The sequence below is a fragment of the Amycolatopsis sp. lyj-108 genome (genome assembly GCF_046549005.1).
GTDB lineage: Bacteria > Actinomycetota > Actinomycetes > Mycobacteriales > Pseudonocardiaceae > Amycolatopsis.
Window position 1 is genome coordinate 548,116 of record NZ_JAJPWQ010000003.1, and the last position, 26,638, is coordinate 574,753.

A 26,638-nucleotide genomic window follows, 5' to 3' on the forward strand; every position below is an offset into this window, starting at 1 on the left:
AGATTACGTGACAGGTGATCAGTCACCATGCAGGGACGGCTCGCGAGGACGAAGGGGGTTTCGATGCGGATCAGTGTGGTCGGTGGCGGCGTGATCGGGCTGAGCTGCGCGCACCGGCTGGCCCGGGCCGGGCACGACGTCACGGTGCTCACCGACGCCGGACCGGGGGAGACGACGTCGGCGGTCGCCGGTGGCGTGCTCTTCCCGCCGTTGGCGGCGAACTCCGGCCGGGTCGATCGCTGGACCGCGTCGAGCGTGAAGGAGTACCGCTCGCTCGGCGCGCCCGGGATCCGCATGGTCCGGGGGACCTACGTCGTCCCACGCGAGGCGCCGGTGCCGTCGTGGGCGTTCTCGATGCCCGGCCTCGACCACGAACCCGGACGGCTCACCTTCACGACCGCGGTGGTCGACACCCCGGTGTATCTCGCCTGGCTCGCCGACGAGGTCGCCGCACTGGGCGCGCGCACCGAGCGCCGCACCGTCACGCGACTGGACGACCTCGACGCGGATCTCGTGGTGAACGCGGCCGGGCTCGGCGGCGGGCGGCTGGCGGGGGACGGCACCGTGGTGCCGGTCGGCGGCCAGGTCGTCCATCTCGCCGATCCGGGGCTGACCGAATGGATCGTCGACGCGGCCACCCCGGTGCTGCGGCACGTGATCCCGCACGGACGGCACGTCGTCTGCGGTGGCACGCAGGAACCGGGGCGCGACTCCGTCGAGCCCGATCCCGGGGTGACCGCGGACATCGTGCGGCGGTGCCGGGAACTCGTGCCCGCGCTGGCCGACGCGCCCGTGCTGGGGGCGAAGGTGGGGCTGCGGCCTTTCCGGCCCGAGGTCCGGCTGGAGCGGGAAGGGCGTGTCGTGCACTGCTACGGGCACGGGGGCGCCGGGATCACGGTGGCTTGGGGATGCGCGGACGACGTCCTGGCCCTGGTGTGACCCTCCCCGCCGCCGCAATTCGTCACCTACTTGCGTGGGGTGACAGCGCAAGTAGGTGACGAATTGCGGCGGGCGACGGGCGCTTCCGGTGCCGAGCTGAAGTACATGAAGGGGTCCTTCACGGCGCTAGGCGCAAGGAAGGGGTCCTTCATGTACTCGGGAAGGCACCCTCACGCGCGGTTGCGCCGCCCAGCGCAAGTAGGTGACGAATTGCGCTGTTGGCCCTCGCAAGTAGGTGACGAATTGCGGCGGGCGGCGGGGTGAGGGTCAGAGGGCGGCGAAGGCGGCGAAGTCCGCTTCGGTCTGATCCGCGTAGCGCACGGCGTAAGCCCCGATGGCCTCGTCGAGGTCTTCGTCGTCCTCGAAGTACCCCGCCAGCATCCGCGGATGCAGTGACCGCGCGTGCGCCCGCGCCAGCAACGCGCCCGCCAGGCGGCCGTAGTCGTCGAGGTGGTCCTTCTTCAGTTCCGCCGGATCGATGTCGCCCTTGAGGTTCCGGAACTGCCGCACGATGTACGGCACGCCGTCGATGGTGGTCCAGCCGAGCAGGATGTCGGTCTCGGCCTGCACGAGCCGCGCGCCCTCGACGATCCTGCGGCCCTCGTGCTCCGGCGAAGCCAGCCCGAGATACGGCGCCAGTGTCGACGGGCTGGCCTGTTTCACTTGCAGCACAAGGTCTTCGCCCGAGTTTCCGTGCAGCAGTGCGACGTAGCTGCGCAGCCCGACGCTGCCGGTGCCGACCACCCGGAAGGCCACATCGGACACCCGGTACCGCGAGATCAGCGTCCGTCGCGACTCGCGCAGGGTGTCCACATAGGACACCAAACCGGTGACGACCGCTTCCGCCGTCGCGTCGTCGACGTGCGTGAGCACCGGTGGGTCCTCGACGAACCGGTGCCGTTCGAGGCCGGTCTCGTGGTCGTCGATCCGACGGGTCCATTTCGCGGTGACCTTGGCGCTGGTGTTCTTCCGCGCCTTCTCGGCCGCTTCCTCGAAGTCGTCGATCAGGTCGTGCGCTTTGACCTCGCTCAGCACCGACGCGTCCGGCAGCGCGTTCCACGAGCGCAGGAACGGCAGCTCCGCCAGGCCCCGGATGGTGCGCCGGTACGACTTCACCGCGTCTTCGGCGGCCTCGCGGCAGCCTGATTCGCCGATGCCGCCTTCGCGTCCGGCCAGGACGAGACTCGCGGCGAGCCGCTTGAGGTCCCACTCCCACGGGCCCGGCACGGACTCGTCGAAGTCGTTGATGTCCATGACGATCTGGCCTTCTGGCGTGCCGTACAGCCCGAAGTTCGCGGCGTGCGCGTCCCCGCAGAGCTGCGCCGTCAGCCCCGACGACGGCGACCCCGCCAGATCCGCGGCCATCAGCCCGGCGGTGCCGCGGTAGAAGGTGAACGGCGACGCGAGCATGCGCTCGCGCCGCAGTTCCACCAGTTCCGGCAGACGGCCTTCGTTGGTTCGCGCGAAGAACTCCGCCACGCTCGGCCGGCCCTCACCCGCCGCCGCGTGATCGTGCGCGGATGTCGGCGCCTCGGTCCGCAGCGCCTTGCCCCTGGCGAACCAGTCCTCCGGCGACACCGTCTCGGTGCCGACCAGCGGCCGCTCCACCCACTCCCGCTCGTCTCCCATGGACAGGCAACGTACAGCCCGCCCGAAAGGTTCACCGGGTCCTGACGACCTCCGTGATGGCGTCGATACCGCGGTCGAGTTCCTCGCGTGTGATCACCAGCGGCGGCGCGATCCGCAGCGTGTGGTCGTGGGTCTCCTTGCACAGCACGCCGCGTTCGGCCAGCGCGGTGGACGCCTCCCGGCCGGTCGGCCCGCCGGGCGCGATGTCGATCCCCGCCCAGAGCCCGCGCCCGCGGACCTCGGCGAGCCCGTTGCCGACCAGTTCACCGAGCCGCGAGTGCAGGTGGGCGCCCAGTTCCCGCGAGCGCTCCTGGAACTCGCCGGTCTTCAGCAGCCCGACCACGGCCCGTCCGATCGCGCAGGCGACCGGGTTCCCGCCGAAGGTGGAGCCGTGTTCACCCGGTCGCAGCACGCCGAGCACGTCCTCGCCGCCGACCACGGCCGACACCGGCATGATCCCGCCGCCGAGCGCCTTGCCCAAGGTGTAGATGTCGGCGCGGACGCCTTCGTGGTCGAGCGCGAGGACGGTGCCGGTGCGGGCGAGACCGGACTGGATCTCGTCGGCGATCAGCAGGACGTTGTGCTCGTCGCACAGCCGCCGCGCCTCGGCGAAGTAGCCGGCGGGCGGCACGATCACGCCCGCCTCGCCCTGCACCGGTTCCAGCAGGATCGCGGCGGTGCGTTCGGTGATGGCGTCGCGCAGCGCTTCGGCGTCGCCGTACTTGACCGTGACGAAGCCGGGGGTGAACGGGCCGAAGTCGGCGCGCGCGGTCTCGTCGGTGGAGAAGGACACGATGGTCGTCGTCCGGCCGTGGAAGTTGGAGCCGGCGACGACGATCTCCGCGGTCCCGTCGGGGACACCCTTGACCCGGTACGCCCACTTCCTGGCGATCTTCACCGCGGACTCGACGGCTTCGGCGCCGGAGTTCATCGGCAGGGCCATCTCGGTGCCGGTCAGCTCGGCGAGCTCCTTGCAGAACAGCCCGAGCTGGTCGTGGTGGAAGGCGCGGGAGGTCAGCGTCACCCGGCCGAACTGTTCGACCGCGGCGGCGATGAGCCCGGGGTGGCGATGCCCGAAGTTCAGCGCGGAATAGCCGGAGAGGAAGTCGAGGTAGGTCTTGCCCTCGACGTCGGTGACCGAAGCGCCCTCGGCGGTGGCGATCACCACGGGCAGGGGGTGGTAGTTGTGCGTGCTCCACTGCTCGTCGAGCGCGATGAAGTCGGCGGTCGTCATGCGTTCAGGTTAGATGCCCATCCGTCTGCTTTCATCCGGGAAACGTTGCTTTGACCCGTTGTTCGTTGCGTATCGACTCCTTCGGGTGGCGAAATCGTGCATCGGCGTACTCGATCACCGCAGGCGCGGGATCCGGACCGCGGTTATCGTCGCCGGATGGCGAAAAAGGACACCGTCTCCGTCCGGGACACGCTGCGGATCGGCAAGGGGACCGAGCGGCACGATCCGGGCTCGTTCCCGATCGGGCCGCACAAGAAGCCCAAGGGGCTGAAAGACCTCGCCGATGCCGGCGGCAAGCTCGCCAACCTGCAGGAGGCCCTCTACGCGGAGGGCGTCGGCGGGGGAAACCGCAGCGTCCTGCTGGTGTTGCAGGGGATGGACACCTCCGGCAAGGGCGGCACGGTGGGCCACGTCCTCGGCCTGGTCAACCCGATGGGCGTGCGGTACGCGGGGTTCAAGAAGCCGACCGCGACCGAGCGGCGTCATCACTATCTGTGGCGGATCCGCAAACAGCTCCCCGTGCCGGGGCAGGTCGGCGTCTTCGACCGTTCGCACTACGAGGACATCCTGGTCCCGCGCGTGCAGAAGCTGGTGCCCGCCGCGGAATGGCGCAAGCGCTACGCCGAGATCAACGCGTTCGAGCAGGAGCTGACCGAGGCGGGCACGACGATCGTGAAGATCTTCCTCGACATCTCGCCGGAGGAGCAGCTGAAGCGGCTCAAGGCGAGGTTGGAGACCCCGGAGAAGTGGTGGAAGTACAACCCCGCCGATCTCGACGCGCGTGCCCAGTGGAACGACTACCAGAAGGCCTACGCCGACATCTTCGCCAAGACCTCCACGGCGGCCGCGCCCTGGTACGCCGTCCCGGCGAACCGTAAGTGGTACCGCAACTGGCTGGTCGCGCGGCTGCTGATCGAGACGATCGAGGATATGGACCCGAAGTTCCCTCCGGCCGACTTCGATCCCGAGACGGAGATCGCGAAGCTGGAAGGCGTTGGCGTACCGGGCTGAGCGTCTGAGAGAGTGCGGAAGTGACCGACACCAGCCTCGAAGATCTCCCGTTCCTCCGCCGCCAGGCCCGGACCCAGCGCTTCACCCTCGGCGCGCCGAAAGAGTTCAAGGTCGCCCCGGACGGTTCCCGCATCCTGTTCCTGCGGTCCGAGTCCGGCACCGACCCCCGGCACAGCCTGTGGTCGTTCGACGTCGCGTCGGTTGAGGAAACGAAGCTGGTCGACGCCGCCGAACTGCTGCCCGGTGAAGAGGACCTGCCGCCCGAGGAGCGTGCCCGCCGCGAGCGCAGCCGGGAGACCGGTGGCGGCGTGGTCGGCTACGCGGTCGACGACGCCTTCACCGTCGCCGCGTTCTCCCTGTCGGGCAAGCTCCACACCCTCGACCTGGCCACCGGCGCGGTGGCGGTGCTGGTCGAGGGTTCGGTCGTCGACCCGCGGCCCAGCCCGGACGGCACCCGGGTCGCCTACGTCCGGGACCGGCGGCTGCGGGTGATCGACCGCGCCACCGGTGAAGACCGGCTGCTCGGCGGTGAAGACAGCGAAGACGGCGAGGACATCGCGTGGGGGCTCGCGGAGTTCATCGCGGCCGAGGAGATGGACCGCACCCGCGGCTACTGGTGGGCTCCGGACGGGAAGAGCCTGCTGGTCGAACGCTCCGATCGCGCGAACGTGCCGCGCTGGACGATCGCCGATCCGGCCAATCCGCAGTCGCCCGCCAACGTCGTCGCGTACCCGGCGGCGGGCACCACGAACGCGGACGTGACGCTGGCGATCCTCGGGCTCGACGGCTCGCGTGTCGACATCGCGAAGACCGACTGGGAGTACCTCGCCGCGGTGCACTGGTCGGCGGCAGGCAAGCCGCTGCTGTCCGTGCAGTCGCGTGACCAGCGGAAACTCGAGATCCAGGCGGTCGACCCGGCGGACGGCTCGGTCGAGGTCCTGCACACCGAGACCGACGAGCACTGGGTCGAGCTCGCGGCGGGCGTCCCGGCGTGGACCACCGATGGCCGCCTGGTCCGGGAGAGCGCCGCCGACGGCGACCACCGGCTCGTCGTCGACGGGGTCGCGGTCACCCCGCCCGGACTGCAGGTGCGGTCGGTCCTGCACGTCGGTGACGAGGTGCTGTTCAGCGCGTCGGAGGCCGATCCGACGCAGATCCACGTCTTCCGCACCGAAGGCGGCGAGCTCCGCCGTCTGTCCACTGAGGACGGTGTGCACGTCGGCTCCGGGAACACCTCGCTGACCGTGCTCTCGTCGTGGAGCCTGGAGCGCAGCGGCCCGGTGGTGACCGTCGTCTCCGGCGAGAAGACGGTGGCGCGTATCGGTTCCTACACCGTCGACCCGGACGTCGTGCCGAACCTGACCTGGCTGACGCTGGGGGAGCGGGGCCTGCGCGCCGCGCTGGTGCTGCCGACCGGATACGAGGAGAGTGAAGGCAAGCTCCCGGTGCTGCTCGACCCGTACGGCGGCCCGCACGCCCAGCGTGTCCTGCAGACCCGCAACGCCTTCCTGACCCCGCAGTGGCTCGCGGACCAGGGTTTCGCGGTGCTCGTCGCCGACGGGCGCGGGACGCCCGGCCGGGGTTCCGCGTGGGAGAAGGAGATCGCGGGCGAACTCGCCGACGTCACCCTCGCCGACCAGGTCGACGCCCTGCACGCGGCGGCCGCGCTCCATCCGGAGCTGGATCTGGAACGCGTCGCGATCCGTGGCTGGTCCTACGGCGGCTACCTGTCCGCGCTCGCCGTGCTGCGCCGTCCCGACGTCTTCCACGCCGGTGTCGCGGGCGCGCCGGTGACCGACTGGTCGTTGTACGACACGCATTACACGGAGCGTTATCTCGGGCTTCCGCAGGAGGAAACGGCCGCGTACGAACACAACTCGCTGATCGCCGGCGCCGGTGACCTTTCGCGGGCGCTGTTGATCGTGCACGGACTGGCCGACGACAACGTTTTCGTCGCCCACTCGTTGCGCCTGTCGTCGGCCTTGCTTGCCAAGGGACGTGCGCACGTGTTCCTGCCGCTGGCCGGCGCGACGCATATGACGCCGCAAGCCGAAGAGGTCGCGGAGAACCTGATGCGCACGCAGGTGGACTGGATCGTGCGTGAGCTGTCCGGTGCCGCGGTCAAGAGCGAGGAGAACGCATGAAACGGTGGGGCATCACCATTCCGCTGACCGGGGTGCCGCTCGCGGCGCACAAGGAGCTGGTGCAGGAGCTGCCGGACCTCGGCTACACCGACGCGTGGTCGGCCGAGACGGCGGGCAACGACGCCTTCACCCCGCTGGTGCTGGCCTCGCAGTGGGCGCCACAACTGCGGCTGGGCACCGCGATCGTGCCGGTGTACACGCGCGGGCCCGGGCTGCTGGCGATGAGCGCGGCGACCGTCGCGGAACTGGCGCCCGGCCGGTTCGTGCTCGGCATCGGCGCGTCGTCGCCGGTGATCGTGAAGAACTGGAACGCCGCCGAGTTCGAGGCCCCGTTCGCGCGCTCCCGGGACACCCTGCGGTTCTTGCGGTCGGCGCTGGCGGGGGAGAAGGTCACCGAGGAGTACGAGACCTTCTCCGTCGGCAAGTTCCGGCTGGAGCGGCCCGCGGACCCGCCGCCGTCGATCATGCTCGCCGCGCTGCGGCCGGGGATGCTGCGGCTGGCCGCGAAGGAGGCCGACGGCGCCATCACCAACTGGCTCGCCGCCTCCGACGTGCCGAAGGTGCGGGCCGAGATCGGTCCGGACACCGAACTGGCCGCGCGGATCTTCGTGTGCCCCACCGAGGACAAGGCCGCCGCACGCGGCCTCGGCCGGATGCTCATCTCGAGCTACCTGACCGTGCCCGTGTACGCGGCGTTCCACGAATGGCTCGGCCGCGGCGACGCGCTCGCGCCGATGCACGAGGCGTGGGCCGCGGGCGACCGGCAGAAGGCGAACCAGGTCATCCCGGACGAGGTCGTCGACGACCTGATCGTCCACGGCAGCCTCGACTCCTGCCGCGAGCAGGTGCAGTCCTATGTGGACAACGGGCTGACGACGCCGATCATCGCGCTGCTGCCGACGGGGGAGGATCCCTTCGCTCAGGTGCGGGGTCTGGCTCCGCGGTCCTGACCGGTCCGTCAAGCGCTATGAAAGGTCCTTTCCTTGCGAAATTTGCAAGGAAAGGACCTTTCATTGCACGCGTGCGAGGGCTCAGGCGACGTTGAAGAGCTCGTCGTACCGCGAAGCCATCATGTGCGACCCCTTGATCTCCGAGGTCGTCGCCGCGTCCAGCACCCCGGCTTCCTCGGCGTAGGTCGCGCCCCCGGAAGGTCCGAGCGGCAGCGAGATCATCGGCCCGCCCGGGGTGTGGGTCCGCAGTTCGCCGCCTTCGATCAGCGCCCGGATGTTGGCCACGACGACCTCCGCGTGGTCACCGGCCACCTTCGCCAGCTTTCCTTCCGGCAACGCGGTGATGTCACCGAGCGCGAAGACGCGCGGCTGTCCCGGAAGGCGCAGGTCAGGCGCCACGTCCACCTGCCCGTTCGCCTGCCGCGCCGCCGCCAGGTCGCCGGAGAGGTACGCGGTGTGCGGAGCGCCGCCGTAGCACTGGAACCACAGGTCGGCGGTCACTTCGCCACCGCCGGTGAGTCCCGAGGTGAACGTCTTGGCCTGCCCCGGTTCCGAGACCGGGGGCTCGGTCAGCGAAGTGCCGAGCAGGAGTTCGACGCCCAAATCGTCGAGTTGACGGCGGATCTCCGCGCGGAATTCCTCCGGGAACCCGGGCAGGATCTCCTTCGCCGGGTCGACGATCGTCACGGCCTTGTCCGGCCACACCGCCTTGATCTCACCCGCCAGTTCGAGACCCACCGGGCCCGCACCGAGCAGCAGCACCTTGTCCGCGCCCGCGAGTTCCTCCCGCGTGGCACGGATCTTCGCCTTCGCCGACGCGCTGTCGTGGAAATCGATCTTCGCCGGGAACGGGTACGCCGAACCGGTCGCCAGTACGACGTAGTCCGGGGCGAGCCGCTCGCCCGACGCGAGCGTGACGCCGTCCTGGTCGACGCTCACCGCGCGGTCGCGGAGTACTCGTCCCCGTTCGAGAAGCCGGGCGTACGGGTAGAAGAGCCGATCCGTCCACTCGGGATCGACGAGCCCGCGCAACGCGGCCACGTGGTGGACGAAGTCCTCGCGCGGTTCGACGAGAACGACGTCGGCGAACGAGTCGAGCTCCTTGGCGACGGTGGTGCCGCCGTATCCCCCGCCGATGACGGCCACGGTCGTGGTCATGAGATCCCCTAGTTCGTAGTGCGTAATGTTCGTACTGCGAACTACAGTAGTTCGTACTCCGAACGATCGTCAAGTAGACTCCGGTCATGACCACGGCCGAAGACCTCGGATTCGCGACGGCGCTGGTGCGGCTTTCGCATCTGGTGCAGCGGGCTTTCATCGACGTCGGCCGGTCGCACGACCTCACGCCGCAGCAGGCGCAGCTGCTCTGTGTGCTGGCGCAAGGGGAGTCGGGCGTCGGAATGACCGACCTCGGCAAGATGCTGAACCTGGAGAAGTCCAGCGTCACCGGCCTGGTAGATCGGGTGCAGCGACGCTCTCTCGTCGAGCGGGTCGCGGATTCCGGTGATCGCCGCGCGCTGAAGATCACGCTGACGGAAGAGGGCCTCCGGCTCGCGAACGCCGCGCACGAGGGTGTCGTCGAGAAACTGGAGGAGATGGCGGCCGATCTCCCGGCCGAACAGCGCGAGGCGGTCGCGGCGGCCGTGTGGCGGATGGCTCCCGAAGACTGATTCAGGTCCAGATCGCGCCGGCGAGCAGGAGTCCCGCCGCCGCGGCGCCGATCCCGGCGACCATCGTGACGCCGACATTCAGCAGGGCCCGCGGGCGCGTCTTCTCGGTGAAGAGGCGCAGCGTTTCGTAGCCGAAGGTCGAAAATGTGGTGAGCCCGCCGCAGAAGCCGACGGCCACCAGTGAGCGGATCCCGTCCGGCTGCCCGCCGTGCAGCGCCCAGCCGGTGAGGACCCCGAGGATCGACGAGCCCACGATGTTGACCGCCAGTGTGCCCCACGGGAAGGCGGCACCTCGCCAGGCCCGAAGCCGAAGATCGGTCAGGAAACGGACGATCGCACCGAAAGCACCGCCGAGCGCGACGAAGAGAACGGTCATTTCTTCACCGCGCGAGTGATTTCGTGCCCGGCGTAGACCGCTACCAAAGCGGCCGCCACCGTGCCGAACGCGTACGCCGACCCGGTGAACGGACGCCCGTTCGTCACAAGATCGAGTGTGTCCGTCGCGTACGTCGAAAACGTGGTGTAACCGCCAAGGATCCCGACCCCGAGGAAGGGGCGCAGCAGTCGATGCGGGTCTTCCGCCGCGGTCAGCAACGCCATCAGGACACCGATCAGCAGACAGCCGGAAACGTTGACGGCGAAGGTGGAAAGCGCGAACTGGCCCCGGGAATGGGGCATCGCGACCGACAGGCCGTAGCGGGCGAGGCTGCCCAGCGCGCCACCCGCACCGACGGCCGCGAGCACGTCCCATCGCGGGCGGGGAACGGATGCCGCATCAGCCATGGACGGCAGCTTAGAACCGCTGTCCGGGTGAACTCGCGCCGCGGTGTCGAAGATCGCTCGCCAGGCCGTTTTTCCCTTCTGGACAGTGAATTTTCTCGACACGTGTCGTAGGCTCGGTGGCGCTCCAGGCCGATTTTCGGTCCGTCCGCTCGTCTGAGAAAAAGGTGGCAGGATGGCACAGGAACAGTCAGGTACGCAGGCTCCCGACAGCGGTTTGCTGCTGGAGGTCGAAATGATCCCGACCGCGGTCGACCGCGGGAAGGCCAACGGCGCGGCCGCCGACAACGACGGCAACGACGGCTGAGTGCCCGAAACGCCGAAGCTGGCTGACCTCGTGGCTCCGCTCGGGGTCAGCCAGTTCTTCCAAGACGTCCAGGGCGAGACCTATCGCCGTTTCGAAGGCCGCGCGGGCCGCTTCGCCGACCTGCTGCCGTGGCCGTCGCTGAACGCGATCCTCCGGCAGCATCGCCTCGAATTCCCGAGGCTGCGCCTCGCGCTCGACGGCACCCCGGTGCCCATGGAGAGCTACACCGATCTCGTCCCCACCCGCCGCAGTGGCACCGTCCCGCGGCTGCGAGCCGCTCCGTTCACCGAACAGCTCCGCGGCGGCGCGACGATGGTGCTCGACGCCATCCAGGAACTCAGCGACCCGATCGGCGATCTCGCCAGGAGCCTCGAACACGACCTCCGCGAGAGCGTCCAGGTCAACCTGTACGCGGGCTGGGGCGTGACCCACGGCTTCGACGTGCACTGGGACGACCACGACGCGTTCATCATCCAGGTCGCCGGCCGCAAACGCTGGCGGATGCACGGCCCGACCAGGCCCGCTCCGCTGCACCGCGACGTCGAACAGCCCGAGCGGCCCGGTGAGCCGATCGACGACTTCATCCTCGAAGACGGCGACGTCCTCTACGTCCCGCGCGGGCACTGGCACGACGTCACCGCGGTGGGGGAGATGTCACTGCATCTCACGCTCGGTTTCAGCCCGGCCACCGGGATCGACCTCGTGTCCTGGGTCGCCGACAAGCTCCGGGCGAGCGCCGTGTTCCGTCAGGACCTCCCGAGGTTCGGGACGGAGGAGGAGCGGGCGGCCCGTGCCGCCGCATTGCGCGCGGAACTGGAAGCCACGCTGACCGCCGACGTCCTCGACAGGTTCCTCACCGAGCGCGACTCGTCGGCCGCGGCGTATCCGCGTGTCGGGCTGCCGTGGGCGGCGACCTCCGGACTGTTGCCGGACGGCGACGAGACCGAGGTCCGCTTCCTCGTCCCGCGGGCGGTGCTCGAAGAAGGCGGCGCCCGCGATGACCGGGTGACCCTGCTCGCAGACGGCAAACGGTTCGTCTTCGCGGGCGCCGCGGCCCCGCTGCTGAAGGCGCTGCTCGACGGCACGCCGCAGGCGGTCAAGCGACTCGCCGAACTGTCCGAACTCGATCGAGGGACCGTGCGGACGTTCCTCGGCGAGCTCGCCACGCAGGGGCTCCTCTCGATCGGCTGAAAGTCACAGGGGACGAGAAGTGTGAAGGGAGGCTGGACGGGGTAAGCTAAGGCATGCCTAAGGTGAAGTCCGGAGCGGTCGGCCGATGACCGCTCAGCTCTCGGACACCCCAGCGCCGCCCGCCGCTTTGCCGGGCTGTGCCACCGTCGCGCGCATGCTGGGCGCGAACCCCGCCGGCACCGCGGCGGACATGCGCTGCTGGCTGCTCGTCGAGCAGCCGGGCCCCTGGCCCGCGGACGCGCTGGAAAACGTCCTCGACGAGGCATTCCCCGCCGAGCGCCGTGAGCTGCTCGAGAACTTGAGACGGTCCCATGGGCTCCGTCCGCTGCTGATCCGGCGCCCCGGCAAACATCGTCGCGACCCGGATAGCCCCCGCTCCGTCTATGTCGGCGGAGGCGAACCGGGCAACCGCTGGCTGGAGCGGCTGGAGATCCGCGACCTGGGTGAACTGGCCGAGCTGGACCTCGAAGCGGTCGCGGACGGCGCCGGCGGGCTCGGCGCCCGGGTGGACGGGCCGCTGTTCCTGGTCTGCACGCACGGCACCAAGGACATGTGCTGCGCGGTGCTCGGCCGCCCGCTCGCCTCGACGCTCAACACCAATCATCCAGGCAGGGCCTGGGAGGTCAGCCACGTCGGCGGTGACCGCTGGGCGGGCAATCTCCTGGTGGTCCCCGACGGTTTCCTGCACGGCCAGCTCAACCCGGCCGAAGCGGCGCTGGTCGCCAAGGCCGCCCTTCGCGGTCAGGTCGAGCCGGAGCAGCTTCGTGGCCGCACGTCCGCCCGGACGGCGTGGGCGCAGTTCGCGGAGATCGCGCTCCGGCGGCAGCTGGACCTGCCCGGTCTGGACGACGTGCTCGCCGTCCAGGAGGAGCCGCTGCTCGAATCCGACGCGCGGGTGGTCACCGTGCGCGGCGGCCAGGACTTCTACTCGGTGACGGTGCGCCGCCGCTCGGCGACGCCACGCGGGGAGAGCCGGTGCGCGGGGCTGATCCAGCCCGCCGGGTACGTGACCGAGGAGATCACGAAGCTCTGACAGCGCAAGTAGTCACCTACTTGCGCCCAAGATCACCCTCGTTCGAACGTCTGTTTGACACCTGTCTAGAACATGTGTTCGACTGGCTCGGTGCGATGGGATCGACAGCGGGCGGACGGCGGCGAGCCGGTGCTGCCCGGATTGGACGGGTTGCTGCGTTCGGTGCGCACGCCCGAGTTCGACGGCGTCACCTTTCACGAGGTGCGCGCCAAATCCGTGCTGAACAAGGTGCCGGAGGGGTCGGGTGTCCCGTTCGGATGGACGGTGAACCCGTACCGCGGTTGTTCTCACGCGTGCACGTACTGCCTCGAAGGCGGGACGCCGGTCCTGATGGCCGACGGCCGGACGAAGGCACTGGCGGACCTGGCGCCCGGTGACGCGATCTACGGGACGCGCGGGCGTGGCGCGGGGCGGCGGCTGGTGCCCACGGAGGTGCTCGCGCACTGGTCGACGCTGAAACCGGCGTACCGCATGACCCTCGAAGACGGAACGTCCATCGTGGCCAGTGGCGACCACCGGTTCCTGACCGGCCGCGGCTGGAAACACGTCACCGGCACCCGGTTCGGCGCGGCGCAGCGGCCGCATCTGGTCGGTGGCACCGAACTCGTCGGCGTCGGAAAACTCGCCCGTACCCCGGACGACACCCTCGGCTATCGCGCCGGGTATCTGTGCGGGATGTTGCGCTCCGGCGGCTTCTCGGCCGAGAAGGACGCCGCGGACCGCGCGCTGAGGTATCTGCCCGATTTCGGCGCGTCGGTCGGTTTCGTGCAGGTGCCGCCTTCGCCGGATTCCCATTGGCGGCGCGGCTTCCTGGCCGGGCTGTTCGATCTCTCCGGAAGTTACCGGCACGGCGCGCTGCGCGTCACCCACGACGAGCAGGACATCGTCTCGACCTTCTGCGCCGCTCTCGACAACTTCGGCTTCCGTTACGTCAAAACCGAAAACGCCAAGTTCAGTCCGTTGTGGACGGTGCAGCTCCTCGGCGGGCCGTCGGAGGAGGTGCGGTTCCTCCACCTCTCCGATCCGGCCGTCGGCTGGAAGCGGTCGCTGGACGGCCTCGTCATCGGCCGGACCAGGCGGAAGGTGACGTCCATCGAACCGCTGGGCATCGAGCTGCCGCTGTTCGACATCACCACCGGCACCGGCGACTTCATCGCCGACGGCATGGTCACGCACAACTGCTTCGCCCGGAACACCCACACGTACCTGGACTTCGACGCCGGACGTGATTTCGACACGCAGGTGATCGTGAAGGTCAACGCGCCCGAGGTGCTGGCCGCGCAACTGCGGCGGCCGAGCTGGACCCGCGAGCATGTCGCGATGGGCACGAACACCGATCCCTATCAACGCGCCGAAGGCCGGTACAAGCTGATGCCGCGCATCATCACCGCACTGGCCGATTCGGGTACGCCACTGTCCATCCTGACCAAGGGCACGGTGCTGGCCAGGGATCTGCCGTTGCTGGAGTCGGTGTCGAAGGACGTGCCCGCCGGGCTGGCGATCTCACTGGCGCTGCTCGACGAGGACCTGCAGCACCGGCTGGAACCGGGGACGCCGAGCCCGCGGGCGAGGCTCGACCTGATCCGCAAGGCGCGGGACGCCGGGCTCCCGTGTTCGGTGCTGGTCGCCCCCGTCCTGCCGTACCTGACCGATTCGGTGGAGGCGCTCGACGCCTTGTTCTCGCGGCTGGCCGAGGCCGGCGCCACGCGGGTCACCGTCCTCCCGCTGCACCTGCGGCCGGGCGCGCGGGAATGGTTCGCGCGCTGGCTCGGCAGGGAACATCCGGAGCTGGTGCCGAAATACCGCGAGCTGTACGCCCGCGGGGCCTACCTGCCGAAGTCCTATCGGGAGCGGCTGGGCACCCGCGTCGGCCCGCTGCTGCGCCGTCACGGCTTCGGTTCCCGTGCGGACGACGGGGACCGAATGCAGGTGACGATGCCCGTGCAGCGTTCGGGAGAGGCGGTGATCCCGGCGGCGGAGCAGCTCAAATTGCTGTGACGCGGCCGAACCCCAGCCGGAACGCGTGTCGTCCATCCAGTCACGCGTGTCGTCCGCCTGATCACCCGTGTCGGCCGATCAGCCACGCGAGACCGCCGGCGTGGCACCCCGGCGATGCCTCGCGTGTCACTTTCGCTTCGGGTGGCCGAAAGTGTGTCCTGTTTCGCGCGATCCGGGGGACGCCTTCCCGCTGCCCGTCGTGTCCGCACATTTTCTTACCGCGCAACGGATTCGGCCGTTCGGCGCAGTGACTTGGCGGAACACCTTTTCGTGATTAATCTCAATGGGACGAAGGCGAGGAGGTGCCTGTTGACCACCCGTACGGATCGCACCGCCGCTGTCCGCATCGCCTGGGCCGCGACCAAGCTGACCAGAGCGGGCAGACACCCCATCGCCATCGGCAGACTCGCCGCCACCGTCGGCATGGCCCCGGACGAAGCCCACCGCCTGATGGATCTGATGGGTTTCGTCATCCGCGACGGCCTGGTCGTGATGGACCGCGGCTCGCGCCCGGCCGAGCGCGCGGGCTCCGACCGGTACCGGGTCGACCTGTTCCTGCTGGCCGTCGCCACCGGTGAACCGGTGCACGCGGATTCGGTCTGCCCGGCGACCGGAGCACGCGTCCGCGTCCACTTCACCCGCGAGAGGGTCTTGAGCGTCGATCCGCCGCACGCCGTCGTCGCCGCGTCGCGGCTGTCCGGGATCGACCTCGCGCTCGGCCAGGACTACGTCGAGGCGCTGGTCTGCACGCAGTTCTTCGCGTCGAAGGAGGCGGCCTCGGGCTGGCTGCTGGAGAACATCGACGGCCGGATCCTGTCCGTACGCGACTATCTGGCGCACACCCGGCGGATGGTCGCGGCGCTGGAGTCCTGGCCGACGCTCTGAGAACACTCGGCTTGTACCTGGTCGCGAGGCATCCGGGGTGATTCGTTAGCCTTTGACGTCGGCGAAAAGCCGTCGAATCGCAGAATCGTGATGCCGAAGGAGAGCACCCGCAGTGCTTCGCACCCACAAAGCCGGCACCTTGCGTGCCGAGCACGCCGGTCAGACGGTCACCCTCACCGGATGGGTGGCTCGGCGGCGCGATCACGGCGGCGTCATCTTCATCGATCTGCGGGATGCCAGCGGCGTGAGCCAGATCGTCTTCCGCGAAGGCGAAATGGCCGAGCGCGCCCACCAGCTGCGCTCCGAATACTGCGTCCGCGTCGTCGGCGAGGTCTCGAAGCGCCCCGAGGGCAACGCCAACGCCGAGATCCCCACCGGTGAGATCGAGGTGCTGGTCACCGAGCTCGAGGTGCTGTCCGAGGCCGCCGTGCTGCCGTTCCCGATCGACGAGCGGGTCGACGTCGGCGAGGAGGTGCGCCTCAAGCACCGGTACCTCGACCTGCGCCGCAGCGGCCCCGCGGCCGCGATGCGCCTGCGCAGCGAGGTCAACCGGGCCGCCCGCGAGGTGCTGCACGCGCAGGAGTTCGTCGAGGTCGAGACGCCGACCATGACCCGCTCCACCCCCGAGGGCGCCCGCGACTTCGTGGTCCCGGCCCGGCTCAAGCCCGGCTCCTGGTACGCGCTCCCGCAGTCGCCGCAGCTGTTCAAGCAGCTGCTCATGGTCGGCGGGCTCGAGCGGTACTACCAGATCGCGCGCTGCTACCGGGACGAGGACTTCCGCGCCGACCGGCAGCCGGAGTTCACCCAGCTCGACATCGAGATGAGCTTCGTCGAGCAGGACGACGTCATCGCCCTCGGCGAGGACATCGTGACGGCGCTGTGGAAGCTGATCGGCGCCGAGATCCCCCGGCCGTTCCGGCGCATCTCCTACGCCGAGGCGATGGAAAAGTACGGTTCGGACAAGCCGGACCTGCGCTTCGACCTCGAACTCACCGACATGACGGCGTTCTTCGCCGACACCCCGTTCCGCGTGTTCCAGGCGCCGTACGTCGGCGCCGTCGTGATGGCGGGCGGGGCCGACCAGCCGCGCCGCACCCTCGACGCCTGGCAGGACTTCGCCAAGCAGCGCGGGCACCGCGGGCTCGCGTACATCCTGGTGAACGAGGACGGCACGCTCGGCGGCCCGGTCGCGAAGAACCTGTCGGAGAAGGAGCGCGAGACGGTCGCCGAAGCCGTCGGCGCCAAGCCCGGCGACTGCGTCTTCTTCGCCGCGGGCAAGCCCGCCGACGCGCGGGCGCTGCTGGGCGCCACCCGCCTGGAGATCGGCAGCCGTCTCGGCCTGATCGACGAGAACGCCTGGTCGTTCGTCTGGGTCGTCGACTTCCCGATGTTCATCTCGGCCGAGGAGTCCGACGACGTCGCCGTCGGCGGCGGCAAGTGGAAGGCGCTGCACCACGCCTTCACCTCGCCGACCCCGGAGTGGATCGGCAAACTCGCCGACGACCCCGGCAACGCGCTGGCCTACGCCTACGACATCGTCTGCAACGGCAACGAGATCGGCGGCGGCTCGATCCGTATCCACCAGCAGGAACTGCAGAAGCAGGTCTTCGAGCTGATGGGCCTCGGCGAGGAGGAGGCGCAGGAGAAGTTCGGCTTCCTGCTCGACGCCTTCGCCTTCGGCCCGCCGCCGCACGGCGGGATCGCGTTCGGCTGGGACCGGATCGTCATGCTGCTGGCCAAGGCCGAGTCGCTGCGTGACGTGATCGCGTTCCCGAAGACCGGTGGCGGGTTCGACCCGCTGACCGCCGCTCCCGCGCCGATCACGGCGGAGCAGCGCAAGGAAGCGGGCATCGACGCCAAGCCCGCGCCGCCCGTCAAGAACTGATGCTCCACCTCAGGGCCGTGTGCCCGCCGGACCGGACCGAGGAAGCGATCCGGATCCTGCGGGCACACTCCGGGACCGCGCACCTCGTCGTGCATCACGGGGTGGCGGTCGCGCCCGAAGGTGACCTGATCGAGGCGGACATCGCCCGCGAGGCGACCGACGAGATCATCGAGTCGCTGTGCGGACTCGATCTCGACCACACCGGCGGCATCACGCTGGAAGCGCTGGACACCGCGGTGTCCGACGCCGCGGACAAGGCCGAGGAAGCCGCGCCGGGCGAAGGCGCGGACGCTGTCGTGTGGCAGGAACTCGTCGGCCGCTCCGGCGAGGAGTCCCGGCTCACCTGGACGTTTCAGGCGTTCCTGACCATCGCTTGCCTGCTGGCGGCGGTCGGTGTCGTCACCAACTCGGCGGTCACCATCGTCGGCGCCATGGTCGTGGGGCCGGAATTCGGCCCGCTCGCGGCCATCGCCGTCGGGTTGGTGCTCCGGCGGGGAGATCTCGTGAAGCAGGGCGCCGTCGCGCTGCTCGGCGGCTTCCCGATCGCGATGGTGATCACCCTCGGTGTGGTTCTGGTCGGCAACGCCACCGGAATGCTCGAAGTCAGCAAACTCGCGGACAACCACGAGGTGGATTTCGTTTACCAGGTGGGAATCGCGTCGCTCATCGTCGCGCTGCTCGCCGGTGCGGCCGGGATGCTTTCCATGACTTCGGCCAAATCCGCCGCGCTCGTGGGTGTGTTCATCTCGGTGACGACGGTTCCCGCGGCGGGTTACGCGGTGGTCGCGGCGGTTGCCGGTCAGTGGGACCGGTGCCTTGATTCGGCCGGTCAGCTGCTGGTCAATCTCATCGGAATCGTTGCAGCTGCGGCCATTGTGCTGACATTGCGCCGTCGTGGGCAACGATCGAGGGTGATGGAACGTCCGCTTTCACGCGGATGAGTCCCAGATCGCGCCAGTGCGCGCGATTGCCCGGATCTCAGTGGTCATGGTTGCTCAGTCACGAGTAGGGTCGGTGGCAATGACAGTCGATACCTCCTCTGCCGACGATTCGACCGTCGGAGCTGGAGCCGAAACTCTCGCCGTCGCAGCGGCGGTCGCTGCCGGCGAGTCGGTCCTTTCGCGCCGCTTCGGCAGCGCGATCACTCTCGTAGCCCCAGAAGACCTGGACGGCAGTGGTCCGGCGACGGTCGTGCGGGCGCGAGTGGCGACGTCACCGTTCGCGCTGCCGCGCACGCTGGTCATCAAGCACTACCCCGATCCACCCGAACCGGGACGGCCGGATCCGTTCGCGCAGGAGGCGGTCAGCTACCAGCTGTTCACCGCGCTCGCGCCGGAGGACCGGATCTGCCCGGAACTGCTGGCGCACGACGGCCGGTACCGCGTCCTGGTGATCGAGGACCTCGGCGGCGTCCCGACGCTGCACGACAAGCTCCACGCCCGTGACGCTCGCGGCGCCGAGCGCGCGCTGCTGTCCTGGGCGCGGTCGCTGGGCAGGCTGCACGCGAGCACGGCGAGCCGCGAACCCGATTTCAACGCGCTGCTGCGCCGTCTCGGCGGCCCGGTCAAGAACGAGGACGCGCCGCTGCCCGCGGTCTGCGCGCAACTGCCGGGGCTGCTCGAGGAACTGCTCGACGTCGAGACCCCGGAGCGGGTGCAACGGCGGGTCATGGAGGTCGCCGAGCGGGCGGGTTCACCGTCCTACCGCGCGTTCAGCCCGGTCGATCTCAGCCCGGACAACAACCTCGTGACCAGCGACGGGGTGCGATTCCTCGATTTCGAACGCGGCCGGGTGCGCAGCACCCTGATGGACGTGGCGTACCTGCGGCTCCCGTTCGCGTCGAGCGCGGACGCGCTGGCGCTGCCGCCGGGGATGAGCGAGGCGATGATCGCGGCCTGGCGGTCCGAGGTCGTCTCGGTCTGGCCGGGGCTCGCGGACGAGGACGCGCTGGCCGAGCACCTGATGGACGGTCAGCTGCTCCTGCTGTGGGTGATCACCTGGGAGATCCTTCCGGAGCTGGATCTGGAGCGGCACGCCACGCCGATCAGCCGGGAGGCCGCGCTGGTCACCTGGTGGCGGGAACTGGCCAAGCAATCGCTGCGTGCCCGCCTCACGGACATCTCCGAACACGCCACCAGGGTCGCCGCGGCGCTCGGGGCCAGGCTGGGGCCGCACGCGGACCTCGCCTTCTACCCGGCGTTCCGGTAGCCGCCGCACGGACTTTTCGCTCGACCGTCCTCGTCGCGTTACCCAGGCATCACCGCTGGTGAGTCTGCGTGGCCGATGGTGGCTACCGTGACCGTGATCAGTGTCGAAGTCACTCCGAGTCCCGAACCTCTCCTTCCTCCCGCCCCGGCCGTACCGCGGTCCGCTCGCAGACTGGTCGTGCTCGGCGATTCCACGGCCGTCGGCCTCGGCGACCCGCTGCCGAACCGAGGCGGGTGGCGCGGGGTCGGCCCGCTCGTCGCCGAGGCGCTGGGCGTCGAGCCGGACGGCTACCTGAACCCGTCGTTCACCGGAGCGCGTATGGGATGCGTGCTGACGGAGCAGCTCCCCGCGGCCGTGGCGCACCGGCCGGACGTCGCGCTGGTGGTGGCGGGGATGAACGACACCCTGCGTCCCGATTTCAGCGCCGAGAAGATCGCCGCGGACCTCACCGAGGTGATCCGTTCACTGGCCGCCGTCGGCACCACCGTGGTCCCCGTGCGCTATCACGACCACGGCAAGGTGTTCCGCCTCCCGGGGTCGCTGCGGCGCGCGCTGAGCGAGCGGGTGGCCGAACTGAACGCCGCCATCGCCGGCGTCGTCGAGCGCGAGGGCGTGCCGTGTCTCGACCTCGAACTGCTGCCCGGCGCCTACGACCTCACCGCGTGGAGCGTCGACCGGCTGCACCCGTCGGAACTCGGGCACCGGATGCTGGCCACCGGGTTCACCGAACGGCTCGCCGAGGCTGGATTCGCGGTGCCGCGGCCGGTCAGCCTGACCTGCTCCGGAGGAGTCGAACCGAGCACCGCCGGGCACGTCGGCTGGCTGGTGCTCAAGGGTGTCCCGTGGGTGTGGCGGCGGGGCCGCGAGTTCGTGCCGTACGCGGCCGTGATCATGTGGCACTCGTTCCGGGAGCGGCTGCGCTGACCTGTGGCCGGAACCGTCGGTGGCTACGGCTACCGTCGACACCGTGGCACAGGACGAACTCTTCACCGTGAACCCCGATCTCGGGCCGCCGCCGGAGCAGGCCGAGCCGAGGGAGGTCGCCGTACCGGCCGGGTCGCCGCTGGCCGTGCGGATGCGGCCGCGTTCGCTCGACGAGGTCGTCGGCCAGCAGCACCTGCTGCGCGAGGGCGCGCCGCTGCGGCGGCTCGTCGAAGGCGCGGCGCCCGCTTCCGTGCTGCTCTACGGCCCGCCGGGAACGGGCAAGACCACGCTGGCCAACCTCGTTTCGGCCGCGACCGGCCGCCGGTTCGTCGCGATGTCGGCGCTGTCGGCCGGGGTGAAGGAAGTGCGGGGCGTCATCGAGGAAGCCCGCCGCCGCCGGAGCTACAACGCCGAGAACACGGTGCTCTTCATCGACGAGGTCCACCGGTTCTCCAAGACCCAGCAGGACGCCCTGCTCGGCGCCGTCGAAGACCGGACGGTGCTGCTCGTGGCCGCCACGACGGAGAACCCGTCGTTCTCCGTCGTCTCGCCGCTGCTCTCGCGGTCGCTGGTGCTCCAGTTGCGGCCCTTGACCGACGCCGACATCGTCGCGCTGATCGACCGCGCGCTGGCCGACGAACGCGGTCTCGGCGGCGAACTCACCCTGACCGAAGACGCGCGGGCACATCTGGTGCGGCTGGCCTCCGGCGACGCGCGGCGCGCGCTCACCGCACTGGAAGCGGCCGCCGACGCGGCGAGCGCGACCGAGGCCAAGACGATCGACCTCGCCATCGTAGAGTCCACAGTGGACAAAGCGGCGGTGCGCTACGACCGCGACGGCGATCAGCACTACGACGTCATCAGCGCGTTCATCAAATCCATCCGCGGGTCCGATGTGGACGCCGCGCTGCACTATCTGGCACGGATGATCGAAGCGGGGGAGGACCCGCGATTCCTGGCCCGCCGCCTGGTGGTGCACGCGAGCGAGGACATCGGCATGGCCGATCCGACGGCATTGCAGTCGGCCATCGCGGCGGCGCACGCGGTGCAGTTCATCGGGATGCCGGAAGGCCGTCTCGCGCTGGCGCAGGCGACCGTGCACCTGGCGACGGCGCCGAAGTCGAACGCCGTCATCACCGGCATCGACGCCGCGCTCAGCGACGTCCGGTCCGGGCGGATCGGCACGGTGCCGCCGCATCTGCGGGACGGGCATTACGCGGGGGCGGAGAAACTCGGCAACGCGAAGGGTTACCGGCATCCGCAAAAAGTGCCGGAAGGTGTTCTGGCGCAGCAGTACCCACCGGACGAACTGGTCGGCCGGGATTACTACGAACCGACGCAGCACGGAGCGGAGCGGACGTTGTACGAGCGGGTGCCGAAGCTGCGGCGCACCGTCCGGGGTGAGCGTTAGCCCGCATTCGGCGTAATCCCAAGGTGATCGGTAACGTTCGTTGATCATGGGGCTATATCCCCCATGGCTGAGGGATCACCGGGTTGTCGATCTGGGTGGGGGATTCCTCGTGCTCGACCATCTCGGCGAGCAGCACGAAACTGACAGCCTCAACTATGATGACTATGGGTAAGTCCAAAGTTCGCGGCTTGATGGCGTCCTCCGTCGCCGCTCTCGCCGCAGTGACCGTGATGACCGGTGTTCTCGCCCCCGCGGTGGCGACCGCCGCTCCGGTCGGGGCCTCGTCCGCCGCGGCGCAGACGCCGGAAGAGTTGCGCACCAACGCGGCCGCCGTCGTCGGGCTCGCGATTACTCCGGAACTGCTGCGCCTCAGTGAACGCGACTTCGTCTACGAGATCTACCGGGCCGCGAAGCTGCGGGGCGAGACCGCGCGGGAGGTTCAGTTCGCGGCATTCGACGCCTACAACGGCGGGTGGACCTCGTTGTTCCTCACGACCGGGATCTACGAGGCGCACCAACGGGATCTGGACCGGGAAGCGGTCTATCAGGCCCGGCGCACGGAGCGGCAGCCCGCCGCCGCGCTGCTCGGTTTCGAGCTGACCACGATCCTGCTGGCCCAGGACGACAAGAACTTCGTCTTCGCGTTGTGGGAACGGGCCGCCAGGGGATCGTTCGTGCGGTCCGCCGCGGGCACCGTTTACAGCGGAACGCCGGCGGAGCAGAAGGAATTCATCGTTCGAGGGATCTTCGTCGAGCACCAGCGTGATGTGGACGCGGCGAAGGAAGCGGCCGAGAAGGAAGCCGCGGAGAAGAAGCTTCGTGACGCGCGGGTGAAGGCGGCCGCCGTCGTCGGCATGGACCCGGCCTTGGCCGCACAGCTGACGGACGAGTACTTCGTGCAGCAGATCGTGACCGGCGACCTGGTGCCTCAGGACTCCGAGGTGTGGTACCGGGCCTACCTCAGCCGGACGCCGGAGCAGTGGCGGGCTTTCATCGACACCGGCATCTTCGAGGCCGCGGCCAAGGACAAGGTGGACGCCATCAAGGTCCGCGCCGCAGCCGTCGTCGGTATCGAGGCCGGGTACGCCAGGTATCTCCAGGAAGGTCCTTTGGTCCGCGAGATCTGGAACAGGGCGAAGTCCGGGAGTCAGGTCCAGGCGGCCGCTTATCGGGCGTTGCAAAGCGAATCTCCCGCCCAGTGGCGAGTCTTCCTGGAAACGGACATTTTCGTTGCGGCTGCGGCGGACAAGTCCTGAGGTTTTTGTATGAGTGAATGCCGGTCCGGTCGTGACCGTACCGTTGGTGAGGGACCGTGTGGATTTGGTGCGTTGGATGACCTGAAATCCACACGGCCGTGCGTGATCGGTCCGGTCATGCGGGTCGTGAGTGGGCACGGAACGGGACATCCCCACGAGGCTCAGTGGCACCGGCAGTCACACCTTTCCCAGTACATGAAGGACCCCTTCCTTGCGTCTAGCGCAAGGAAGGGGTCCTTCATGTACTTCGAGCTGGGCATGGCGGGCGGGCTCCTCGGGGGTCAGACGTGGTGGAGGGTGTTGCGGCGGGATCTTCGTAACGGGTCCAGGTATTGGGGTGGGATGAACTCCGGTAACCCGTCGCCCGCCATCCGTACTTGCCAATCGCCGTGGTGGATCAGCCGGTGGTGGAAACCGCACAGCAGCACGAGATTCCGGAGATCCGTGGGACCTCCGTCTGCCCAGTGATGAATGTGGTGAGCGTGGCAGTTCTTCGGCCGGCGATGACAGCCGGGGAAGGCGCAGCCGCCATCCCGGATGTTCAAGGCGCGTCGTTGGCCGGGGGTGACGAACCGTCGCAACCGCCCCACATCCAAGGGTTCCCCTGCGGCGCTCATGACGACCGGGAGCATCAGGCAGTCGCAGGCGGCGAGGCGTGCTTCGCGGGCGGTCATCGTCCCGACAAAGTCCAAGCAGGCGGTCCCGAGACCGGACTTCAGTTCGTCGAGGCCGATCGTGACATGCAAGAGGGTGCGGTAGCCGCTGGTGCCCGGCTGGTCCGGGCACGCGATCGCCAGACCGAGGATGTCGACCCCACGCATCGCCCATGCGTTCGCATTTCATCCGCAGGTCGGCTTGGCCGGACTCGTCGACTGGGCGCGGCTGGGCGTAGGCCTCGAGTGCGGCGGAGGTGCGGGCACCTGTCTCGTCGTCGAGCAGGCCGGTGAGCTTCCAGAACCCGTCCTTGCGGCGCTCCAGGTGATCTCGCGGCGCGGTTCTTGGGGTTCGTTGCCGTCGGGGTCCAGCCAGCCCAGCAGTTTCGCTTCGGCGTCCACCAACTGTCGTGGCCCGGCGTTCGGGGCCAGGTTGGCGAGGATCTTCTCCGCACTCGCCCGATCCTCAGCGGACCCCGGCGGTCGCGGGAGCCACAGGCGGAACCTCGGTGCCGTCCAACGCGCGGGTGGGATTCAACGCGATGGCCCGATTCACCACCGCACCCGCCTCGCCGACCGACAACCCCGCTACATCAGCGAACCAGTTCGCCGTACGGCCATACCCGTACAAGTCTTTGACACCACGAGACTCGACCCATCCTGATCACCTGCAACGACTGCTGCACGCCATGAGCAAGCTCCAAGCGTTCGTAATTCAAGCGACAATCGAAACGTCCGAACAACACTGAAGGGTGATGCCATCCTGCATGGAGATCGCTTAAAGACAGCGTGGCGCAATTAGGTGACTAAATGCGCTCGCCCATTCACGAGACCGGAACAGTAAAGCCTGCTTGAGAGTCCCTTGAGCCGGCCCTGGGCAGCTCGACCACTCCCGTTCGTTTCACCGTCGCGAGCCGAACATCTGCGTCGGCGAGTATCCCGCGCATGGAAATCCCCAGGGTCGGTGTGCCCGACGCGCTGGCCTCGCACCTCACGATGGCCGAACAACACGAGTACCTGAGCCGACGCTCGATGCTCAAGGGGACCGGCGCCCTCCTCGCCGCCGGGCCGCTTCTCTTACAGGGCACCGCGTACGCCGACGGCGACAAGGTCGTCCCGGCGGGGCGGCATCTAGCGTTCGGCCGGAATCCGCGGACGTCGATGCGGGTCGCGTGGCAGGTGCCGGCGCAGGTGCGGAAGCCGTTCCTGCGGATCGCCGACGGTCATGGCGGCTGGAGTCACCGGATTCCGGCCGAGGTCCGCGCGCTGCATTCGGAGGTCGCCGGGGTCATCGCGCCGTACGACCAGTACTACCTGCACGCCGAGGCCGATCACCTCTGGCCCGGTCACACCTATCGGTACGCCGTCGGGCACGAGGGTTTCGACCCGGCGTCGGGTGACGGCGGGCCTGCCGCGATCTCGACGTTCACCACCGCGCCCGCGCGGGGTGTTCCGGCCGGCAAGTTCACGTTCACCGCGTTCGGGGACCAGGGGGTCTCGACGACGGCGCTCGCGCAGGACGGTGCCGTCGCGGGACAGAATCCGCGCTTTCACCTGCTGGCAGGCGACATCGCGTACGCAGACCCGAGTGGTGCGGGCAAGCCGCCCGGGTCCAAGCCCGACGCGGGGCACGACCTCTTCGACCCCAAGGTCTGGGATGCCTACTACCGCCAGATCGAGGGCGTCGCGGCGTCGGTGCCGTGGATGGTCACCACCGGCAACCACGACATGGAGGCCCTCTACTCCCCGGACGGCTACGGCGGCCAGCTCAAGCGTTGGGACTTCCCCGGCGGCGGCCCACACGACTGTCCCAGCGTGTACTCGTTCATCTACGGCAACGTCGGGGTGATCTCGCTCGACGCCAACGACGTCTCCTACGAGATCCCGGCGAACCTCGGCTACTCGCACGGCTCCCAGACGGCGTGGCTCAAGCGGCGCCTGCGGTATCTGCGCTCGCAGCCGGACGTCGACTTCGTCGTGGTGTTCTTCCATCACTGTGCTTACTCGACGACGAACCAGCACGCGTCCGAGGGCGGCGTCCGTGAGCAGTGGGTTCCGCTGTTCGACGAGTTCCGGGTCGATCTCGTGATCAACGGGCACAACCACATCTACGAACGGACCGACGCCCTGCGCGGCGGCAAGGTGACCCGTGAGGTCAAGATCGGCGACACCGTCGAGCCGGATCGCGACGGCACCGTGTACGCGACCTGCGGTGGCGGCGGGAAGAGCCTCTACAGCTTTCCGGTGCCCGACACGTTCGCGGGGGAGTTCGAGTCGTACCACTGGGTCAAGGGCGGCGAGAATGTGACCGAGACCGTGTCCTGGTCGCGGGTGCGCTACACCGGATACTCGTTCCTCGCCATCGACGTCGAGCCCGCTTGGCCCGGCCGCCGGACGACGCTGACCGTGCGGACCCTCCGCAACGACGGCGCCGAGATCGACCGGTTCACCCTGCGTCGCACCGCCGGTCTCCACCGTTCGCGGCACGGGAGTGTGCTCGGGGCAGATCCGGGCGACGTATAACGACCTA

22 protein-coding genes and 1 pseudogene are annotated in these 26,638 nt (G+C 69.2%); 17 read left to right on the forward strand and 6 right to left on the reverse strand.

The features are described 5' to 3' along the window. The first annotated feature begins 63 nt into the window (after nt 1-63). Nucleotides 64-939, forward strand: a complete 876-nt coding sequence (locus tag ACLJO0_RS14220; protein WP_410579026.1) for an FAD-dependent oxidoreductase — start codon at nt 64-66, stop codon at nt 937-939. 267 nt (nt 940-1,206) lie between these two features. Here the strand turns inward: ACLJO0_RS14220 and ACLJO0_RS14225 are convergent, their stop codons facing one another. Both ACLJO0_RS14225 and rocD read right to left on the reverse strand, forming a co-directional pair. Next, complete coding sequence (locus ACLJO0_RS14225) at nt 1,207-2,568, reverse strand: DUF2252 domain-containing protein (RefSeq protein WP_410579027.1); 1,362 nt, start codon at nt 2,566-2,568, stop codon at nt 1,207-1,209. 31 nt (nt 2,569-2,599) lie between these two features. Then, nucleotides 2,600-3,802, reverse strand: coding sequence for an ornithine--oxo-acid transaminase (rocD, locus tag ACLJO0_RS14230; RefSeq protein ID WP_410579028.1), 1,203 nt, complete (start codon nt 3,800-3,802; stop codon nt 2,600-2,602). 156 nt (nt 3,803-3,958) lie between these two features. Between rocD and ACLJO0_RS14235 the strand changes: the two genes are divergently transcribed. From ACLJO0_RS14235 to ACLJO0_RS14245, 3 genes are read left to right on the forward strand one after another with little or no spacing between them, the layout of a single operon-like run. Beyond that, nucleotides 3,959-4,813 carry a PPK2 family polyphosphate kinase gene (locus tag ACLJO0_RS14235; RefSeq protein WP_410579029.1) on the forward strand — a complete coding sequence of 285 codons (855 nt, stop codon included), beginning with the start codon at nt 3,959-3,961 and terminating at the stop codon, nt 4,811-4,813. Nucleotides 4,814-4,833: 20 nt separating this feature from the next. After that, nucleotides 4,834-6,957 (forward strand): prolyl oligopeptidase family serine peptidase, encoded by a 2,124-nt coding sequence (locus ACLJO0_RS14240; protein ID WP_410579030.1) that lies wholly within the window; start codon nt 4,834-4,836, stop codon nt 6,955-6,957. Beyond that, nucleotides 6,954-7,907, forward strand: a complete 954-nt coding sequence (locus tag ACLJO0_RS14245) for an LLM class F420-dependent oxidoreductase (RefSeq protein WP_410579031.1) — start codon at nt 6,954-6,956, stop codon at nt 7,905-7,907. The genes ACLJO0_RS14240 and ACLJO0_RS14245 overlap by 4 nt, the downstream gene beginning before the upstream one ends. An 81-nt stretch (nt 7,908-7,988) precedes the next feature. On the opposite strand, the gene ACLJO0_RS14250 is transcribed toward ACLJO0_RS14245, so the two are convergent. Continuing rightward, nucleotides 7,989-9,065: an NAD(P)/FAD-dependent oxidoreductase gene (locus tag ACLJO0_RS14250; RefSeq protein ID WP_410579032.1), complete on the reverse strand. Its 1,077-nt coding sequence runs from the start codon at nt 9,063-9,065 to the stop codon at nt 7,989-7,991. 86 nt (nt 9,066-9,151) lie between these two features. Between ACLJO0_RS14250 and ACLJO0_RS14255 the strand changes: the two genes are divergently transcribed. Then, complete coding sequence (locus ACLJO0_RS14255) at nt 9,152-9,577, forward strand: MarR family winged helix-turn-helix transcriptional regulator (RefSeq protein ID WP_125780403.1); 426 nt, start codon at nt 9,152-9,154, stop codon at nt 9,575-9,577. Between the two features lies 1 nt (nt 9,578). On the opposite strand, the gene crcB (ACLJO0_RS14260) is transcribed toward ACLJO0_RS14255, so the two are convergent. Both crcB (ACLJO0_RS14260) and crcB (ACLJO0_RS14265) read right to left on the reverse strand, forming a co-directional pair. Beyond that, nucleotides 9,579-9,953, reverse strand: a complete 375-nt coding sequence (gene crcB / locus ACLJO0_RS14260) for a fluoride efflux transporter CrcB (protein ID WP_410579033.1) — start codon at nt 9,951-9,953, stop codon at nt 9,579-9,581. Then, nucleotides 9,950-10,360, reverse strand: coding sequence for a fluoride efflux transporter CrcB (crcB, locus tag ACLJO0_RS14265; RefSeq protein WP_410579034.1), 411 nt, complete (start codon nt 10,358-10,360; stop codon nt 9,950-9,952). Before crcB (ACLJO0_RS14265) ends, crcB (ACLJO0_RS14260) begins: the two co-directional genes overlap by 4 nt. Before the next feature lie 172 nt (nt 10,361-10,532). Here crcB (ACLJO0_RS14265) and ACLJO0_RS14270 point away from each other — a divergent pair, with 172 nt between their 5' ends. The 11 genes from ACLJO0_RS14270 (at nt 10,533) to ACLJO0_RS14320 (ending at nt 23,455) form a co-directional block, all read left to right on the forward strand. Further along, the gene (locus ACLJO0_RS14270; RefSeq protein WP_255431246.1) at nt 10,533-10,664 is read left to right on the forward strand and encodes a hypothetical protein; all 132 of its coding nucleotides are present in this window, start codon (nt 10,533-10,535) and stop codon (nt 10,662-10,664) included. After that, a complete protein-coding gene (locus ACLJO0_RS14275) occupies nt 10,665-11,855 on the forward strand; it encodes a cupin domain-containing protein (RefSeq protein ID WP_410579035.1) in 1,191 nt (396 codons plus the stop codon). Nucleotides 11,856-11,940: 85 nt separating this feature from the next. Further along, nucleotides 11,941-12,888, forward strand: a complete 948-nt coding sequence (locus ACLJO0_RS14280; protein WP_410579036.1) for a sucrase ferredoxin — start codon at nt 11,941-11,943, stop codon at nt 12,886-12,888. A 90-nt stretch (nt 12,889-12,978) separates the two neighbouring features. Continuing rightward, the gene (locus ACLJO0_RS14285) at nt 12,979-14,886 is read left to right on the forward strand and encodes an intein-containing Rv2578c family radical SAM protein (protein ID WP_410579037.1); all 1,908 of its coding nucleotides are present in this window, start codon (nt 12,979-12,981) and stop codon (nt 14,884-14,886) included. Between the two features lie 309 nt (nt 14,887-15,195). Next, nucleotides 15,196-15,771 carry an organomercurial lyase gene (gene merB / locus ACLJO0_RS14290; RefSeq protein ID WP_410579038.1) on the forward strand — a complete coding sequence of 192 codons (576 nt, stop codon included), beginning with the start codon at nt 15,196-15,198 and terminating at the stop codon, nt 15,769-15,771. Between the two features lie 112 nt (nt 15,772-15,883). Next, nucleotides 15,884-17,656, forward strand: a complete 1,773-nt coding sequence (gene aspS / locus ACLJO0_RS14295; RefSeq protein ID WP_410579039.1) for an aspartate--tRNA ligase — start codon at nt 15,884-15,886, stop codon at nt 17,654-17,656. Further along, nucleotides 17,656-18,597 carry a DUF389 domain-containing protein gene (locus ACLJO0_RS14300; RefSeq protein ID WP_410579040.1) on the forward strand — a complete coding sequence of 314 codons (942 nt, stop codon included), beginning with the start codon at nt 17,656-17,658 and terminating at the stop codon, nt 18,595-18,597. The genes aspS and ACLJO0_RS14300 overlap by 1 nt, the downstream gene beginning before the upstream one ends. 79 nt (nt 18,598-18,676) lie before the next feature. Next, nucleotides 18,677-19,864: a phosphotransferase gene (locus ACLJO0_RS14305; protein WP_410579041.1), complete on the forward strand. Its 1,188-nt coding sequence runs from the start codon at nt 18,677-18,679 to the stop codon at nt 19,862-19,864. Nucleotides 19,865-19,939: 75 nt separating this feature from the next. Then, entirely contained in the window at nt 19,940-20,788 is an 849-nt protein-coding gene (locus ACLJO0_RS14310) for an SGNH/GDSL hydrolase family protein (protein ID WP_125793727.1), read from the forward strand. A 43-nt stretch (nt 20,789-20,831) separates the two neighbouring features. Continuing rightward, a complete protein-coding gene (locus tag ACLJO0_RS14315) occupies nt 20,832-22,199 on the forward strand; it encodes a replication-associated recombination protein A (protein ID WP_410579042.1) in 1,368 nt (455 codons plus the stop codon). A gap of 164 nt (nt 22,200-22,363) precedes the next feature. After that, nucleotides 22,364-23,455: a hypothetical protein gene (locus ACLJO0_RS14320; protein WP_410579043.1), complete on the forward strand. Its 1,092-nt coding sequence runs from the start codon at nt 22,364-22,366 to the stop codon at nt 23,453-23,455. Nucleotides 23,456-23,736: 281 nt separating this feature from the next. Here ACLJO0_RS14320 and ACLJO0_RS14325 read toward each other — a convergent pair. Further along, nucleotides 23,737-24,854 (reverse strand): annotated as a pseudogene (locus ACLJO0_RS14325) (DUF222 domain-containing protein). A 199-nt stretch (nt 24,855-25,053) separates the two neighbouring features. Between ACLJO0_RS14325 and ACLJO0_RS14330 the strand changes: the two are divergent. Then, entirely contained in the window at nt 25,054-26,631 is a 1,578-nt protein-coding gene (locus ACLJO0_RS14330; protein WP_410579044.1) for a purple acid phosphatase family protein, read from the forward strand. Nucleotides 26,632-26,638: the final 7 nt, after the last annotated feature.